Here is a 16,235-nt window from a genome sequence, read left to right on the forward strand (position 1 = left end):
CACCGGGCCGGGGAATAGGCCTAAGCGGCGGGGGCGGGCCTCAGCCCTGAACGCGGGTATAGGTGCCCTGCCCGGCCAGAATTCCCCGGAAACCGCCGGGTTCGTCCAGCGAAAAGACGATGATCGGCAGGTCATTGTCGCGGGCCAGCGCGATCGCGGTCGCATCCATGACGCCCAGGTGCTTCTCAAGCACTTCGTCGTAGGTCACATGGTCGTAGCGCCGTGCATCAGGGTGCTTCTTCGGATCCTTGTCATAAACGCCATCGACCTTGGTGCCCTTGAAGATCGCCTGGCAGGCCATTTCGCTGGCCCTGAGCGTTGCCGCCGTGTCCGTGGTGAAATACGGGTTCCCGGTTCCGGCCGCGAAGATGCACACCCGCTTCTTTTCCAGATGCCGCACGGCGCGGCGGCGGATGTAGGGCTCGCAGACCTGATCCATCGGTATGGCCGAGATGACGCGGGTGAAGACCCCCATCGCCTCCAGCGCCGACTGCATGGCCAGCGCGTTCATCACCGTGGCCAGCATCCCCATGTAATCGGCCGTCGTCCGCTCCATCCCCTGAGCGCTGCCCTGCAGGCCGCGAAAGATGTTGCCGCCGCCGATCACCATGCAGATTTCCACACCCATGTCGCGGACCGACTTCACCTCTTCGGCGATCCGGTTCACCGTCGGCGGATGCAGGCCATAGCCCTGGTCGCCCATCAGCGCCTCGCCCGAGATCTTCAGCATCACGCGGCTGTATCTGACCGCGGCCCCGGCTGTGTCGGACATGGCGCCCCCTGCATTTCGTTTTGTGTTTGGACTGGCGCGCAAAATGTCGCAAAACCGCGGCGGGTTCAACCGGGGTTCCGATGTTGATCGACCGGATTTCGCGCGAGGCTCCCGTGCTGATCGCAGGGCCGACCGCCAGCGGCAAGTCTGCGCTGGCGATGGAAATTGCCGCGCGCGACGGCCGAACGATAGTCAATGCCGATGCGTTGCAGGTCTACGCCAACTGGCGCATCCTGACCGCACGCCCCTCGCCCGCGGATGAAAGCGCCCTGCCCCACGCGCTGTACGGCCATGTTGCGCGCGATCAGCCCTATTCGGTCGGCCACTGGCTGCGCGAGCTGAAGCCGCTGCTCGCAAGACCGGTGGTGATCGTCGGCGGAACGGGGCTGAACTTCACCGCGCTGACCCGCGGGCTGGCCGAGATCCCCGAGATCCCGCGCGCGATACGCGCCGAGGCCGACGCGCGGATGGCCGCCGAGGGGCGGGCGGCGCTGCTGGCCGAGCTTGACCCCGAAACAGCCGCCCGGATCGACCCGCTGAACGGGGTCCGTGTCCAGCGCGCCTGGGAGGTCTGGCGGGCCACAGGCCGGGGGCTGGCCTCCTGGCAGGACGAGACGCCACCGCCCCTGCTGCCGCGAAGGTCGGCCGAAGCCCTTGTCCTGATGCCCGAAACAACATGGTTGAACGACCGCATCGACCGCCGTTTTGCGCAGATGATGGCGGCCGGCGCCCTGGACGAGGCGCGGGCGAACCTGGCCGGTTGGGATGCCCGCCGACCGTCGTCGAAGGCGATCGGAGGGCCAGAGCTGATTGCGCACCTGCAAGGTCACCTGACGCTGGAGCAAGCCGTCGCTGCTGCTGCTCTGGCCAGCCGGCAATATGCGAAGCGGCAAAGGACATGGTTCAGATCGAACATGAAGGACTGGACGGTTCTTTCCCTTCCCTGATCATGGGTTGCGGGGCGAACTTGACGCGAACTGAAGGCGATCCACAGGCTTACCCACAGGAACCTGCAACACCTGTGGATAACTTGAGCGTCTTGCCCAGAATTTCGCTTGGGTTGTGCCCGGACGGCTGCTTTACTTTTGCGGTCATCCACCGCCGGACCCGTTGCCATGAACAAGCCCGCGCCCGTCCCGATCGAACGCCCCGTGTCCCAGTTGCGTCTTGTCGCCATCCCGCGCCTTGCCGCCGGCGGGCGCTGGCGGGTCGAAGCAATGCGCTCGCTTTCCGAACCCTGCCTGCTGTGGTTCACCAAGGGTCAGGGCCGCATCACCATTTCCGGGGTGACGCGCGGATACACCGCGCACAACGCGATCTTCATCCCCGCCGGGGTGATGCACGGATTCGAGGCCGGGCCGCAGGTCTTCGGTACGGCCGTCTTCTTCGGGCGCGATCCAAAGGTCACCCTGCCGAAGGCGCCCCTGCACCTGCGCATCCGCGAGGTTCACGCCCAGCAGGAAGTGAACGTCCTGCTCGATTCGATCCTGCGGGAACTGGAAAGCGATACCCCCGCTAATGACCGTGCCGCCGAGGCCTATGTGGGACTTCTGGGCGTATGGCTGGAACGCCAGGCGAAGAAGGCCGAACCCGAATCCGCCCGGCCTGATGCCACCCGGCGCCTTGTCGCACGCTACACGGCGCTGCTGGAACGGAACTTCCGCACCGGCATGGGCGTGGCAGATTTTGCCGCCGCTCTGGGGGTGACGCCCACGCACCTTACGCGCTGCTGCAACATCGCCTGCGGCCGCCCCGCCATCGCCCTGCTGCAGGATCGGCGAATCTTCGAGGCACGCAAGCTTTTGACCGAGACGAAGCTGCCCGTGGCGCGTATCGCCGAACAGTTGGGCTTCAATTCGCCGGCCTATTTCACCCGCGCCTTCCAGCACCTGACGGGCAAGTCGCCGACCGCTTTCCGCCGATTGCCTTGAGCAGACCTGCGTTCCGGGTGCAACCGGTCCCATGTGTTGTCAGATTGCGACAGCAGGCAAATGTTTTTCGACGGATTCATGTCGCAAATGTTGTGCAATGCGACGAAAGCAGTCGTTGACGCGCGGCGCAAAAAGTTGCGCAATGGCAGACGGGGGCGCGGGGAACGCAGCACTGCCCTGGGTGACCGTCAGATGGTCGCCAGAGGCAGAACGGGTTCCGTCGCGGCCGGAACAAGAACCTAAAAAAGACCTTACAGGGAGACACAAAATGACCACGACCAAGGCCAAGGCCGGACTGCACCCGGGGGCCCTGATGCATGCCGAGGAGTACAGGGCCGGCAAGATCAGCCGGCGCGAATTCCTGACCCGTTCCACCGCGCTTGGCGTGTCGGCCGCCGCCGCCTACGGTCTGATCGGGCTTTCGGCTCCGGCAAAGGCGCAAGAGCCGAAGATCGGCGGCATCATCCGCTGCGCGATGGAAGTCAAAGGCACCAAGGATCCGCGCCTGGCGGACTGGCCGCAGATTTCCAACATCTATCGCGGCTGGCTGGAATACCTGATCCAGTACAACGCCGACGGAACCTTCGAGGGGCGCCTGCTGGAAAGCTGGGAAGCCAATGCCGACGCAACCCAATACACGCTGAAGGTCCGTCAGGGCGTGAAATGGAACAACGGCGACGATTTCACCGCAGACGACGTTGTGCGCAACTTTGCCCGCTGGGCCGATGGCACTGTGGAAGGCAACGCCACCGCCAGCCGCTTCGTGGCGCTTGCCGACCCGGAGACCAAGCAGCTGCGCGAGGGCGCCGTGGTCAAGCTTGACGATTACACGGTGCAGCTGAACCTTTCGCAGTCCGACGTGGCGATCGTGCCCAACGTCGCCGACTATCCCTGCGCCGTGGTGCATTCCAGCTTCATCGACGGGCAGGATCCGGCCGAAAACCCGATCGGCACCGGCCCCTATGTGCCGCAGGAAGTTTCGGTCGGCCAGAAGGCCGTGCTGGTGCGCGCACCGAACCATCAGTGGTGGGGCGGCACCGCCCCCCTGGACGAGATCCACTACATCGACTTCGGCACCGACCCTTCGACCATGGTCGCGCTGGCCGGTTCGGACGAGATCGACTGCAACTACGAAACCACCGGCGACTTCATCGAACAGCTCGACGCTCTGGGCTGGAACAAGCTTGAGGTGGTGACGGCTGCAACGATCGTCGTGCGGATGAACTCGGCCACGTCCGACCTCTACAAGGACAAGGCCGTGCGCCAGGCGATCCAGCTGGCCGTCGATCCGGCGGTCGTCCTGGAACTGGGCTACAACAACCTGGGCACCACGGCGGAAAACCACCATGCCTGCCCTGTGCACCCGGAATATGCCAAGCTGCCGCCGCAGGTGATCAACCCCGCTGGGCTGAAACCAGCGATCGAGGCCGCCGGTCTGGCCAATGCCGAATTCGAGATCATCTCGCTTGACGACGGCTTCGAGGCGGCGACCACCGCCGCCGTGGTTGCGCAGCTGAAGGATGCCGGGCTGAACGTCAAGCACACGGTCATGCCGGGCTCGACCTTCTGGAACGACTGGCAGAAGTATCCCTTCTCCTCGACGACCTGGAACCACCGCCCGCTGGCAGTGCAGAACATGTCGCTGGCGTATACCTCGACAGGATCATGGAACGAGACGGGAATGGCGAACCCCGAGTTCGACGCGCTCATGGTCGAGGCGCTGGCCCTGGCAGATGCCGACGCCCGCCGCGAGGTGATGGCCAAGCTGGAAGCAATCCTTCAGGACGAAGGCTACATCATCCAGCCTTACTGGCGTTCGCTGTTCGCCCATGCCCGGCCGGGCGTGAACGTCGAGCGGCACCCCTCGAACGAGCACCAGCACTACAAGTGGTCGCTCGCCTGATTCGGTGAACGGCCGGGCGCGCCTTCGGGTGCGCCCGGCGCGCCGGCCAGCCCATTCCCGCCCGTGCGCCCGCGCTGTCGGCCGCCCAGCCCGCAGGGAGCAGAGCCAGACACATGCTCATCTTCATCCTCCGCCGCCTGGGACTGATGCTCCTTACGGCCTTTGTCCTGACATTTATCGTCTTCTACCTGACCAACCTGCCGCCGAACCTGGAAAAACTGGCCCGCAGCGAAGGCTCGGTCCGGATGACTGACGAATCGGTTGCCGCCTGGATCGAACAGAATGGCCACGGCGGATCGGTGCTGCTGCGCTATGGCCAGTGGCTGGGCGTGGTGCCCGGCTGGACACGGGTCGATGACAAGGGCGTGCCCCGGGGCCGCTGCTTTGCCGCGGGCACCGACCCGACCGCTGCGCCGCGCTATTGCGGCATCCTTCAGGGCAACTGGGGACATTCCACCTTCTTCCGCGGCCCCGTCCTGCCGAACCTTGCCGAAAAGCTGTCGGCAACCGGCTGGCTGATGCTCTGGGTGATGATCGTGATGATCCCCTCATCCCTCATCATCGGGGTGGTGGCCGGAATGCGCGAGGGCAGCCGGACCGACCGCGTGCTGTCCACTTTCTCCATCGCCACCACGGCGACGCCGGAATACGTCTCGGGCGTGATTCTGGTCGCGCTCCTTGCCTCGCCGGTCACGGGCCTGTCGCCGCTTCTGGCCGACTGGGGTCTGATCGAGGGCAAGGTGCTGTTCCAAGGCGCCGCCTCGCCCGACCGCATCACTTTCTGGAGCTTCACGCTGCCGGTGATGACCATTGCGCTTTACGGCATTGGCTACATTGCCCGGATGACGCGGGCGAGCATGACCGAGGTGATGACCGCGCAATACATCCGCACGGCCCGGCTGAAGGGTGCCAGTTTCCGCCAGGTGGTGCTGAAACACGCGCTGAGAAACGCGCTGATCGCACCCTTCACGGTGATCATGCTGCAGTTCCCCTGGCTTCTGAACGGTGTCGTCATCGTGGAAACCCTGTTCAACTACAAGGGCTTCGGCTGGACGCTGGTTCAGGCCGCGGGCAACAACGACATCAACCTCCTGCTCGGCTGTTCAGTCGTGGCGGTGTTCGTGGTGCTGGTGACCCAGCTGATCTCGGACATCGGCTATGTGTTCCTGAACCCGCGCATCCGGCTGTCGTAGGGGGCAAGATGGAAGACCTGACCTATACCGCAATCCTTGGCCGCGTGATCGCGCAGTTCCTGCCGGTCTGGATCGCGCTGGTGGTGACCTTCGCCGTCTCGATCGCCTTCAAGCGCAGGCTGGGGCTTTACGGCAAACTGTTCGACAGTCCGGTGGGGATGATCGGTTTCGGCATCGTGATGTTTTGGGTATTCACGGCGCTTCTGGCCGACCACATCATCACCTTCGACCCCTATCTGCAGATCTCGGGCATGAAGAACAAGCCTATGGGCACCGTTCTCGCCAACGCGGCCGAGGGGCAATACAGCCACTTCCTCTTCGGCGGCGACCATCTGGCGCGCGACGTGTTCAGCCGCATGGTGATGGGCGCGCGCGAGGTGCTGAAGATCGCCCCCGCAGCCACACTTTTCGCCTTCATGGTCGGGATCACGCTTGGCCTTCCGGCGGGCTATTTCGGCGGCAGGCTGGACACGGGTCTGTCCTTCCTGGCCAACCTCGTCCTGGCCTTCCCGGTGATCCTGCTCTTCTACCTCCTCGTGACGCCCGAGATCCGCCAGACCGGCATACCGGTGGTGCTGGCGGCGCTGCTGTTCCTGTTCCCGATCATTTTCCTGACGGTGCTTCTGAACGCGCGCTTCTTCACCGACCCGATGAAACGCAACCTCTATGTCGGAGCGGTGCTGATCATCGGTGCCTGGGCCTATTCGGGCCTTGCCTTCAACGCCGACCCGCTGGGCGTCTGGACCATGTCGCCCAACATGCTGAACGTCTTCGTCTCGGTCGTTTTCGTCAACGCCCCCACTGTCTTCCGCATCGTGCGCGGCATCGTGATGGATCTCAAATCCCGCGATTACGTCGCCGCCGGCCAGACCCGGGGCGAGGGCCCCTGGTACATCATGCTGTGGGAAATCCTTCCCAACGCGCGCGGCCCCCTCATCGTCGATTTCTGCCTGCGCATCGGCTATACAACGATCCTGCTGGGCACGCTGGGCTTCTTCGGCCTCGGTGTCGCGCCCGACAGCCCTGACTGGGGCTCGACCATCGACGACGGGCGCAAGACCCTTTCCATGTTCCCCCACGCCGCCCTGGTGCCCGCGCTGGCGTTGATGAGCCTTGTGCTTGGCCTGAACCTTCTGGCCGATGGCCTGCGCGAAGAAAGCCTGAGGGACTGATGTCTTCCTCTCTGCTCAAATATCCCACGGGGGTGCGGGGGTGTGAAACCCCCGCTCTGCCGCCCGTCACAGGAGTATGCCATGCCTGACTGGGACCCCTCGCAACCGATCCTGGAAATCGACCATCTCTCGATTTCCTTCTTCACCCGCCTGCGCGAAATCCCCGCGGTGATGGATTTCTCCTGCACCGTCATGGCCGGCGAGGCGATGGGGCTGGTGGGCGAATCCGGCTGCGGAAAATCCACCGTGGCGCTGGCCGTGATGCGCGAACTGGGCAAGACCGGCCGCATCACCGGCGGAAGCATCAGGTTCAAGGGCCGCGATCTGACCAGGATGAGCGACGAGGAACTGCGGCATATCCGCGGCTCGGAAATCGCGATGATCTATCAGGAACCCATGGCCAGCCTGAACCCGGCTATGAAGATCGGCGCGCAGCTGGCCGAGGTGCCGATGATCCACTCCGGCATGCCGAAGGACGAGGCCTGGAAGCTTGCCCGCCAGATCGTCGCCGACGTGCGCCTGCCCGACCCTGACCGGATCATCCATTCCTACCCTCATCAGCTGTCCGGCGGCCAGCAGCAGCGCATTGTCATCGCCATGGCGCTGATGGCCAAGCCTGCGCTGCTGATCCTTGACGAACCCACCACCGCGCTTGACGTGACGGTCGAGGCAGGCATCGTCGATCTGGTCAAGGAACTGGGCGAGAAATACGGCACATCGATGCTGTTCATCAGCCACAACCTCGGCCTCGTCCTGGATGTCTGCGACCGGATCTGCGTGATGTATTCCGGCGAGGCGGTCGAGACCGGCAGCGTGACCGAGGTCTTCGACAAGATGCGCCACCCCTACACCCAGGCGCTTTTCCGCTCCATCCCCCTGCCCGGCGCCGACAAGAACGCAAGGCCCCTGATCAGCATTCCGGGGAATTTCCCCCTGCCTCACGAACGCCCGCCGGGCTGCAACTTCGGGCCGCGCTGCGACTATTTCCAGAAGGGCCGTTGCGACGCAGCCGATGTGCCGATGTTCCCCGTCCCCGGTGATGACCGCCACGAAACCCGCTGCCTGCGCTGGCAGGAAATCGACTGGGACGCCCCGCCGGCAAAGCGCGACGTCAAGGAGCGGGCCCCGATCGGTCGCGTCGTGCTGAAGATGCAGGATCTGAAGAAATACTACGCCGTCTCGACCGGCGCCTTCGGAGGCGGCGCAAGAAAGGTCGTCAAGGCCAACGAAACGCTGTCCTTCGAGGCGCATGAAGGCGAAACGCTGGCCATCGTGGGCGAATCCGGTTGCGGAAAGTCCACCTTCGCCAAGGTGCTGATGGGTCTGGAAACCGCGACCTCCGGCTCGATCATGCTGTTTGACGAGAATGTGCAATCGACCCCGATCCAGAAGCGCAATACCGACACGGTGTCTTCGGTGCAGATGGTCTTCCAGAATCCGTTCGACACGCTGAACCCCTCGATGACGGTGGGCCGCCAGATCATCCGCGCGCTGGAGATCTTCAAGTACGGCAAGTCCGATGCCGAACGCCACCAGCGCATGCTGGAGCTTCTCGACCTTGTGAAGCTGCCCCGTGCCTTTGCCGACCGGATGCCCCGCCAGCTGTCCGGCGGGCAGAAGCAGCGCGTGGGCATCGCCCGCGCCTTCGCCGGTGGCGCCAAGGTCGTGGTGGCCGATGAACCCGTGAGCGCACTGGATGTCAGCGTGCAGGCCGCGGTGACCGACCTTCTGATGGATATCCAGCGGGAAAACCGTACGACGCTTCTGTTCATCAGCCACGACCTCAGCATCGTCCGCTACCTGTCTGACCGGGTGATGGTGATGTATCTCGGCCATGTGATGGAAATGGGTACGACCGACCAGGTCTTTTCGCCCCCTTACCATCCCTATACCGAGGCGCTGCTTTCAGCCGTGCCGATTGCCGACACCCACGTGACGCGCAAGCGGATCGTTCTGGAAGGCGATATTCCCAGCGCCATGAACCCGCCTCCGGGCTGTCCGTTCCAGACACGCTGCCGCTGGAAATCCCAGGTGCCCGGCGGCCTGTGCGAGCGCGAAGTGCCGCCTGTGCAGACGCTTGCCGAGGGGCACCAGATCAAGTGCCACCTCAGCCGCGAGGTGCTGGCGACGATGGAGCCGGTCATCCGGATTGCTGCCGAATAGCGAAGGAACCGCACTGCCCCGTCCTGCCATCAGGGCATGACGGCCCGCCGGTCTAGCGTTTCCCGAACAGCGAGCCGAGGATGCCGCGAACCAGGGCCTGGCCCGACCGTGTGCCCAGCTGACGCGCAAAGCTCTTGGCGAAGGCCGTGCTGATGGAATCCGACCGGCTTCCCCCGCCCGACGTGCGCGGCTTTGCGCCAGCTTCGCCATTGTTCCTGCCGTCGTAGCGCCGGGCTCGCTCGAACTCGCGCTTTTCTTCCTCCATCCGTTCCCTGGCACGGGCGGCCTCGGCAGCAGCCGCTTCGGTGCGGGCGCGCAACCGCTCGTAGGCGCTGTCCCGGTCCAGCGGCGTGTCATATTTTCCCCGTACCGGCGACGCAGCGATGATCGAGGCCCGAACATCATCCCCGATCGGGCCCAGCATGCTGGAAGGCGGCCGGATCAAGGTGCGCTGCGCAATTCCGGGAATGCCCTTCGCCTCCAGGAAAGAGGTCACCGCCTCACCGGTGGCAAGGTCGCGGATCGCCTCATCGATCCTGAAGGCCGGGTTCGGGCGGTAGGTTTCGGCCGCCTTGGCCAGATCCTTCTGATCCTTCGCCGTGAACGCACGCAGCGCATGCTGCACTCGGTTGCCTAGCTGGCTGAGGATCGTATCGGGCACGTCTGCCGGGTTCTGCGTAATGAAATATACCCCCACCCCCTTGGAACGGATCAGCCGCGCAACCTGCTCGACCCGCGAGATCAATGCCTTGGGTGCATCGTTGAAAAGAAGATGCGCCTCGTCGAAGAAGAAGACCAGCCTAGGCTTTTCGGGATCGCCAACTTCCGGCAACGCCTCGAACAGTTCCGACAGCAGCCACAGCAGGAAGGTCGCGTAAAGCCGCGGCGCGTTCATAAGCCGGTCGGCGGCAAGGATGCTGATCCGTCCCATCCCATCGGGAGCGACGGTCATGAGATCGGCCAGATCAAGCGCCGGCTCGCCGAAGAAGCCGGCGCCACCCTGGTTCTCCAGCACAAGAAGCCGCCGCTGGATCGCACCTACCGAGTCTCGCGCGACCAGACCGTAGCGGGCTGAAATCTCCCTTGCGTTCTCGGCGACAAAGGTCAGCAGCGCCTGCAGATCCTTCAGGTCCAGCAGCGCAAGGCCTTCTTCATCGGCCAGGCGGAACGCCACGTTCAGAACGCCCTCCTGCGCCTCGGTCAGTTCTAGAAGCCGCGACAACAGAAGCGGCCCCATCTCCTCGACCGTGGCGCGGACAGGGTGGCCCTTCTCGCCGAACAGATCCCAGAATATCACGGGAAAGGCGCGATACTTCAGGTCAAGCCCGATGGTCTGGCTGCGCTTCATGAAGGCTTCGTGCAGCTTATGGTCTGCCGAACCGGCGACGGCGATTCCCGACAGGTCACCCTTTACATCCGACAGGAACACCGGAACCCCGGCGGCCGAGAACCCCTCGGCCAGGATCTGCAGTGTCACCGTCTTGCCGGTGCCGGTGGCGCCCGCGATCAGGCCATGACGGTTGCCATACCGCAGAAGCAGCCGCTGCGGCACGGCATGGCCTTCCCCGCCGCCGCCAACGAAGATGCTGTCTTCGGTCGAACCCTGCTCTGCCACGTCACACCTCTTGCCCTGATCGCATCCCCGACGGCCACCCTTTGCGCCGCACGGCCGCTTGTCGCCCGGGGCCAGAATACATTCTTAACCCCTTCGCGCCAGACTGAAGCGACCAGTGCATCGCCCGGCGGTGCACTGGTGGTGACTTCCTCCCTGTCGACTGGCCGCGCCATTGAAAAGGCGCGGCTTTTTTTCGTCGCAGATGCAGGATGCGGCAGGCCAGAATCCCGTTGACCTGATGGGAAAAGCACAATAGCGTCCCTCACCATGAAGTCGGCCAGTCCGACAGGGAGCAAACAATAACTTTCGGGAAGGGCCGGTCTCACCGGCCCTTTTTCACATTTGCGTGGCTTGGCGGGTCAGACGCGCAGAACCGCGCCAGGGCGGCCATTTGCCACCTGACTTGGCGCTGGCACCGTGCTAGAGACCGCCGCAGACACAAGACCAAAGGAACTGCCCCAGATGGCCAAGACCACGACCTCTGCGCTTGCCTTCATCCTTGCGCTTGCCGCGCTGCCGCTGGCCGCACAGACCACGGAAGAAGCGCCGACCGAAGCACCGGCGGCTGCCGATTCCGCGACGCCCGAAGGGCTTTCAATGGGCCAGGAAGTGGCCGGCAGCGGGGTCGGCGACACCTACGTTGCCGCGAACTTCGAGGCCTGGCAGCAGCGCTGCGTGCGCACCGAAAACGGTATCGACCCTTGCCAGCTTTACATGCTGCTGAAGGACGGTGACGGCAACAACGTGGCCGAGTTCACGATCTTCGGCCTGCCGAAGGGTACGCAAGGCCCGGCCGTGGCAGGGGCGACGTTCATCGCCCCGCTCGAGACGCTGCTGACGGCGGGCATGACGCTTCAGATCGATGCCGGCAAGCCCAAGGCCTATCCCTTCACCTTCTGCACCCAGATCGGCTGCGTGGCACGCATCGGTTTCACCGCCGAGGAAGTGGCACAGATGAAGAAAGGCGCGAACGCCAAGATCACCATCGTTCCCTTCGTTGCGCCGAACGACAAGGTAGAACTGTCGGTCTCGCTGAAGGGCTTCACGGCCGGCCTGGCCGCAGTGGATGCGGCCAACGATGCAGCGGATGCCGCAGCGGCAGCCGCCCAGGCACAGACGCCCGCGCCGGCGAACGAATAGGCCGCCTGTCGTCAGGGTGGATCGAGGGCCGGCCTGTCGGGGCCGGCCCCGTTGCATTTCACGTCCTGGCGAAGGCCAGCACCGCATTAAGGCCGCCGAAGGCAAAGGCATTGGAAAGGCAGGCCGTCACATCGGATGGGCGCGCCGCATTCGGCACGACATCCAGATTGCAATCCGGGTCGGGGCTTTCGAACCCCATTGTGGGGGGAAGGACGCCCCGGGTCAGGGCAAACAGGCAGGCGACCGCCTCCAGCGCCCCGGTTGCGCCGATGGCATGGCCGTGCATCGACTTGGTGGATGACACCGGCGGCGGCGCATCGCCGAACACCGCCCGGATCGCCGTGGCCTCGGAGCGGTCGTTCAGCAGCGTCCCGGTGCCGTGAGCGTTGACATAACCGATGTCGGCAGGCGACAGCCCGGCATCTTCAATCGCTGCGCGCATGGCACGGGCAGCCCCTTCGGGATCCGGCGCCACGATGTCGCCCGCATCCGCCGACATGCCGAAACCCGCGACTTCTGCCAGGATCTGCGCCCCGCGCGCGCGGGCGTGATCCTCGGCCTCGAACACCAGCACCCCTGCGCCATCGCCGATCACCAGCCCCTTGCGCCCAAGACTGAACGGGCGGCAGGCATCGGGCGCCAGGATGCGCAGGCCCTCCCAAGCCTTGACGCCACCGAAACACAGCATCGCCTCGGTGCCGCCGGTCAGCATCACATCTGCCGCCCCCTGACGGATCTGCTGAAGTGCCAGCCCCATGGCATGGTTGGCGCTGGCGCAGGCCGACGAGACCGACAGCACCGGCCCGGTCAGCCCGTGCAGGATCGAAAGATGCGATGCCGGCGCATTGTGCATCAGTCGCGGCACGGTCAGGGGCGATACGCGGTTCTTCCCTTCGGCCAGAACCGCGCGATATGCCTCCTCCCAGGTGGCGATGCCCCCCGCCGCCGTGCCAAGGATCACGCCGCCGCGATTGCCCAACCCGGGGGCGAGCCCGGCCATCGCCATCGCCTCCGCCCCGGCGGCTATGGCATACTGGGTGACACGGTCATAAAGGGGAAGTCGGGCGGGATCGAACCGCCCCTCGGACGGCCAGTCGCGGACCTCGCCGCCGATCCTTACAGTCAGGCGGTCTGCATCGCGAAAGGTCAGCGGGCCAATGCCGCACCGCCCCTCGGCCAGCGCGGCAAAGGTTCCCGGCACATCTGGCGCCAGCGCATTGACCGTGCCGATGCCGGTGACAACGACGCGCCTCATTCCGCTGACTGGGCGATCAGCCTTTCAACGCCGTCCACGATCTGCTGCACAGTGGCAAAGTCGAATTCCGGCAGGTCAGGCTCGTTCGCATTGAACGGGATGGCGATGCCGAAGCGCTCCTCCAGCGCGAAGATGGCCTCGACCTTGCCCAGGCTGTCCAGCCCCAGATCATCGATCCGGGCATCCGGCGAGATCTCGCCCGGCGGCAACAACAGTTCCTGAGCCAGAATGGCAATCACCGCCTCTTCGATCTCTGCCCGTGTGGTCATGGCCGTTCTGCCCTTCGTCATGCCCATGATCTAGTCGGAATCCGACCCCGGCGGAACGCCCTTTTCCAGGGCCGCCACCCGCGCGGCAAGCCGAGGCAGGCGGCGTAGCGCCTTCTGTATCTCGACATGGCTTTCCATCTTGACCGCCGGATAGCCCAGAAGCACCCTTCCCGCCGGTGCGTTGGTGAAGATCTTGGTCGCCCCGCCCGCGATCACGTCATTTCCGACGAAGATGTTGTCGTTCACCCCGCATTGCCCGGCCAGCACCACCCGGTCGCCGATCCGGGCAGAACCCGCAATGCCGACCTGCCCGCATAGCAGGCAGTCGCGCCCGACCTGCACGTTGTGTCCGATGTGAACAAGGTTATCCAGCTTTGTGCCCGATCCGATCGAGGTATCGCGGATCGTGCCACGGTCGATGCAGACGTTCGCGCCGATTTCCACATCGTCGCCGATGGTAACGGCCCCCAGCGAATGGATGCGGGTCCACGACTGGTCGCGGATCTCGGCCCGGCTGCCCAGGGTCTCGCGGATTTCCTCGACACCGGATTTCTCGGGCGTGACAAAACTGAACCCGTCCGCCCCGATCACCGCGCCCGGCTGACAGATGAAGCGGTCGCCAATGGTGACGCGCGCCCCGATCCGCGCGCCCTGCAGGATCAGCGCATCGGCCCCAATGGTCGCGCCCTCGGCGATGGAAACGTGGCTGGCAATCCGTGCGTTCGGGCCGATCCGCACGCCCGCGCCGATAACGACGAAAGGCCCGATGGCCGCGCCCGGCCCGATCTCGGCCGAGGGATCGACGATCGCCATGGGATGCAAGCCAGCAGCAACCGCCGGCCCCGGATCCATCAGCCGCGTCAGCCCCGCCATGGCTAGCCGCCCGCGCGGGGCGAAGATCGCGGCCTTCAATCCCATCGCCCGCCAGTCGGCCCCGGGCCAAACCACTGCCGCCCGCGCCCGTCCCTTCGCGATGCCCTCGCCATAGCGCGGGTCCATCGCCAGGGCCAACTGGTCGGGCCCGGCCATCTGCGGTTCGGCCGCACCGGTTACCGTCAGGTCGAGATCACCCTCGGCCTCGGCCCCCAGAGCAAGGGCAATGGCGCGGATCGTATGGGGCATCGCATCCTCGACAGGTCGTTCCAGCCCGCAGGATTACCCCTGAACGCCCGGCAGTTCCACCCCGGCAGAGGAAAGCGCCTGGAACAGCGCTTCATCCCGCCCATAGACATCCCGGCGATAGTTGATCCGCCCCTTCGCATTGGGATAGGCGGTGAAATAGACCAGGTGCACCGGCAGCGTCTGCTTCAGCTTCACCGTCGTCTCCTTGCCGGACTGCAATGCAAGGTCGAACTCTTCCTCGGCATTGTCGGTCTGCCAGGACAGCAGCTCGTGCGCCAGCTCGAAGGGGTCGGCCACACGGATGCAGCCGTGACTGTAGGCGCGGATTTCCTTGTCGAACAGCGATTTCGACGGCGTGTCGTGCAGGTAGATGTTGTATTCGTTCGGGAACATGAACTTGACCTTGCCCAATGCATTCGCGTCGGAAGGCGGCTGGCGCATCGCGAAGGGGAAGTTCCGGGCCGTGTAGGCGGCAAAGTTCACCGACCCACGCGGCACCACGCGACCGCGACCGTCAATGACCTGCAAGTGGCTGACGGCATTAGGATTTCTCTGCAAGAGCGGCAGGTATTCCTTGACGATGATCGACCGGGGCACACCCCATGAGGGGTTGATGACCATGTGTTCCATCTCGTCCGAGAATTCCGGGCTGCGCTGGTCGGGCACGTCCTTGCCGATGACGACGCGCGTCTCGAAGATGGTCCGGCCGTCCTTGATGATGCGGGCCTTGAAGTCGGGCAGGTTCACCCAGACGTGGCGCACAGACCGGTCGATATCCATCCACCGTTCGCGTTCCAGCGCCACGATGACAGACTTCAGCCGCTCTTCCGGTCCCTTGTTGATCTCTGCAATCGTTCCCTCTCGGGCGATGCCGTCCGCGACCAGCCCGTGTGCAAGCTGGAACTCAAGCACGGCCGCCTGAACCGCACGGTCGAAGGTCGAGGTGGCGGTAGGCCGCAGATAACCCATCCGGATCAGCCGGTCGCGCAGCGCCACCACCGCCGGGCCGGTCGCGCCCGGCTTCAGCTCTGCCGGCGGCACGGGCGCACCCCAGCCCCCAGCTGCGATCTGCGCTTCAAGCCCGATCTTGGCCTTCATCAGGTTCAAGTAGACCGATGATTTCGGCAAAAGGCGGCTCAGCACCGTGGCTGGATCGCCATTGGCCATCCGCACTAGGAAAACGGCGGGATCGGTCACGTCGATCTTGCGGACGATCCCCTTGTCCACCTTCGCCGGATCCAGCGCCCCCGAAGTCAGATCATGCGCCCAGGCCAGATAGGCCCGCGTCATTTCCACCTCGACCCGTCCCCGGTCCGCCTCGGTCTGGGCAGAGCGGAAGGCCGCCGCCAGTGATTTGGCGTCATAGCGAGCCACCGGCAGGCCATGATCGGCTGCTGCGGAAATCGCGGTCAGCAGCGCCTGGCGGCGGCCGGCATCCTCGGGCCCGGTCCATAGCGTCTTGTAGCCGGTCTTCCGATACCAGTCCGCGATCGTCTGATCCTCGCTGGCCGCCGCGGCCAGCGACTGGGTGAACGAGGAGGGTTGTGCCTGCACCGCAGGCGACAGGGCCAGCGAACACGACAGAAACACTGTGCAGGCCGTCAGCCTTGCGAATGCGGAAATGACCATTCAGGCACCGAGTTCAAGGACTTGCATCTCTTGCCACTATCAGCGGATTCTGTCCGGACTGTCCATTCACA

13 protein-coding genes are annotated in these 16,235 nt (G+C 64.8%); 7 read left to right on the forward strand and 6 right to left on the reverse strand.

From position 1 onward, the window contains the following. Positions 1-40 precede the first annotated feature (40 nt). On the reverse strand, positions 41-772 hold the full coding sequence (gene pyrH, locus EYB42_RS04485) for a UMP kinase (protein ID WP_135448644.1): 732 nt from the start codon (positions 770-772) through the stop codon (positions 41-43). An 80-nt stretch (positions 773-852) separates the two neighbouring features. Between pyrH and miaA the strand changes: the two genes are divergently transcribed. From miaA to EYB42_RS04515, 6 genes are all read left to right on the forward strand, one after another. Next, on the forward strand, positions 853-1,719 hold the full coding sequence (miaA, locus tag EYB42_RS04490; RefSeq protein WP_135448646.1) for a tRNA (adenosine(37)-N6)-dimethylallyltransferase MiaA: 867 nt from the start codon (positions 853-855) through the stop codon (positions 1,717-1,719). A gap of 168 nt (positions 1,720-1,887) precedes the next feature. After that, positions 1,888-2,703: an AraC family transcriptional regulator gene (locus EYB42_RS04495; protein WP_135448648.1), complete on the forward strand. Its 816-nt coding sequence runs from the start codon at positions 1,888-1,890 to the stop codon at positions 2,701-2,703. A gap of 268 nt (positions 2,704-2,971) precedes the next feature. After that, on the forward strand, positions 2,972-4,606 hold the full coding sequence (locus EYB42_RS04500; protein ID WP_135448650.1) for an ABC transporter substrate-binding protein: 1,635 nt from the start codon (positions 2,972-2,974) through the stop codon (positions 4,604-4,606). 113 nt (positions 4,607-4,719) lie between these two features. Continuing rightward, on the forward strand, positions 4,720-5,799 hold the full coding sequence (locus tag EYB42_RS04505; RefSeq protein ID WP_135448652.1) for an ABC transporter permease: 1,080 nt from the start codon (positions 4,720-4,722) through the stop codon (positions 5,797-5,799). 8 nt (positions 5,800-5,807) lie between these two features. Next, positions 5,808-6,971, forward strand: a complete 1,164-nt coding sequence (locus EYB42_RS04510) for an ABC transporter permease (protein ID WP_135448654.1) — start codon at positions 5,808-5,810, stop codon at positions 6,969-6,971. An 81-nt stretch (positions 6,972-7,052) separates the two neighbouring features. Further along, on the forward strand, positions 7,053-9,134 hold the full coding sequence (locus EYB42_RS04515) for a dipeptide ABC transporter ATP-binding protein (protein WP_135448656.1): 2,082 nt from the start codon (positions 7,053-7,055) through the stop codon (positions 9,132-9,134). Positions 9,135-9,186: 52 nt separating this feature from the next. On the opposite strand, the gene EYB42_RS04520 is transcribed toward EYB42_RS04515, so the two are convergent. Beyond that, on the reverse strand, positions 9,187-10,749 hold the full coding sequence (locus EYB42_RS04520) for a helicase HerA-like domain-containing protein (protein ID WP_135448658.1): 1,563 nt from the start codon (positions 10,747-10,749) through the stop codon (positions 9,187-9,189). 462 nt (positions 10,750-11,211) lie between these two features. Here EYB42_RS04520 and EYB42_RS04525 point away from each other — a divergent pair, with 462 nt between their 5' ends. Next, a complete protein-coding gene (locus tag EYB42_RS04525; RefSeq protein WP_135448660.1) occupies positions 11,212-11,889 on the forward strand; it encodes an invasion associated locus B family protein in 678 nt (225 codons plus the stop codon). Between the two features lie 58 nt (positions 11,890-11,947). Here the strand turns inward: EYB42_RS04525 and EYB42_RS04530 are convergent, their stop codons facing one another. The 4 genes from EYB42_RS04530 to EYB42_RS04545 are packed head-to-tail and all read right to left on the reverse strand — an operon-like array spanning position 11,948 to position 16,164. Next, the gene (locus EYB42_RS04530) at positions 11,948-13,144 is read right to left on the reverse strand and encodes a beta-ketoacyl-[acyl-carrier-protein] synthase family protein (protein WP_135448662.1); all 1,197 of its coding nucleotides are present in this window, start codon (positions 13,142-13,144) and stop codon (positions 11,948-11,950) included. Continuing rightward, positions 13,141-13,413 (reverse strand): acyl carrier protein, encoded by a 273-nt coding sequence (locus EYB42_RS04535; RefSeq protein ID WP_135448664.1) that lies wholly within the window; start codon positions 13,411-13,413, stop codon positions 13,141-13,143. Before EYB42_RS04535 ends, EYB42_RS04530 begins: the two co-directional genes overlap by 4 nt. A gap of 30 nt (positions 13,414-13,443) precedes the next feature. After that, a complete protein-coding gene (gene lpxD / locus EYB42_RS04540) occupies positions 13,444-14,535 on the reverse strand; it encodes a UDP-3-O-(3-hydroxymyristoyl)glucosamine N-acyltransferase (RefSeq protein WP_135448665.1) in 1,092 nt (363 codons plus the stop codon). A gap of 33 nt (positions 14,536-14,568) precedes the next feature. Beyond that, complete coding sequence (locus tag EYB42_RS04545) at positions 14,569-16,164, reverse strand: L,D-transpeptidase family protein (RefSeq protein ID WP_135448667.1); 1,596 nt, start codon at positions 16,162-16,164, stop codon at positions 14,569-14,571. Between the last annotated feature and the right edge of the window lie 71 nt (positions 16,165-16,235).

Origin of the sequence: Tabrizicola caldifontis, assembly GCF_004762095.1 — a bacterium.
GTDB lineage: Bacteria > Pseudomonadota > Alphaproteobacteria > Rhodobacterales > Rhodobacteraceae > Tabrizicola > Tabrizicola caldifontis.

Bases quoted from the DNA above. Each gene is read 5' to 3' on its own strand.
- EYB42_RS04515 (WP_135448656.1), top strand. From the start codon at position 7,053: ATGCCTGACTGGGACCCCTCGCAACCGATCCTGGAAATCGACCATCTC.
- EYB42_RS04510 (WP_135448654.1), top strand. From the start codon at position 5,808: ATGGAAGACCTGACCTATACCGCAATCCTTGGCCGCGTGATCGCGCAG.
- EYB42_RS04530 (WP_135448662.1), bottom strand. From the start codon at position 13,144: ATGAGGCGCGTCGTTGTCACCGGCATCGGCACGGTCAATGCGCTGGCG.
- EYB42_RS04500 (WP_135448650.1), top strand. From the start codon at position 2,972: ATGACCACGACCAAGGCCAAGGCCGGACTGCACCCGGGGGCCCTGATG.
- EYB42_RS04525 (WP_135448660.1), top strand. From the start codon at position 11,212: ATGGCCAAGACCACGACCTCTGCGCTTGCCTTCATCCTTGCGCTTGCC.
- pyrH (WP_135448644.1), bottom strand. From the start codon at position 772: ATGTCCGACACAGCCGGGGCCGCGGTCAGATACAGCCGCGTGATGCTG.
- EYB42_RS04505 (WP_135448652.1), top strand. From the start codon at position 4,720: ATGCTCATCTTCATCCTCCGCCGCCTGGGACTGATGCTCCTTACGGCC.
- miaA (WP_135448646.1), top strand. From the start codon at position 853: ATGTTGATCGACCGGATTTCGCGCGAGGCTCCCGTGCTGATCGCAGGG.
- EYB42_RS04495 (WP_135448648.1), top strand. From the start codon at position 1,888: ATGAACAAGCCCGCGCCCGTCCCGATCGAACGCCCCGTGTCCCAGTTG.
- EYB42_RS04535 (WP_135448664.1), bottom strand. From the start codon at position 13,413: ATGACCACACGGGCAGAGATCGAAGAGGCGGTGATTGCCATTCTGGCT.
- EYB42_RS04545 (WP_135448667.1), bottom strand. From the start codon at position 16,164: ATGGTCATTTCCGCATTCGCAAGGCTGACGGCCTGCACAGTGTTTCTG.
- lpxD (WP_135448665.1), bottom strand. From the start codon at position 14,535: ATGCCCCATACGATCCGCGCCATTGCCCTTGCTCTGGGGGCCGAGGCC.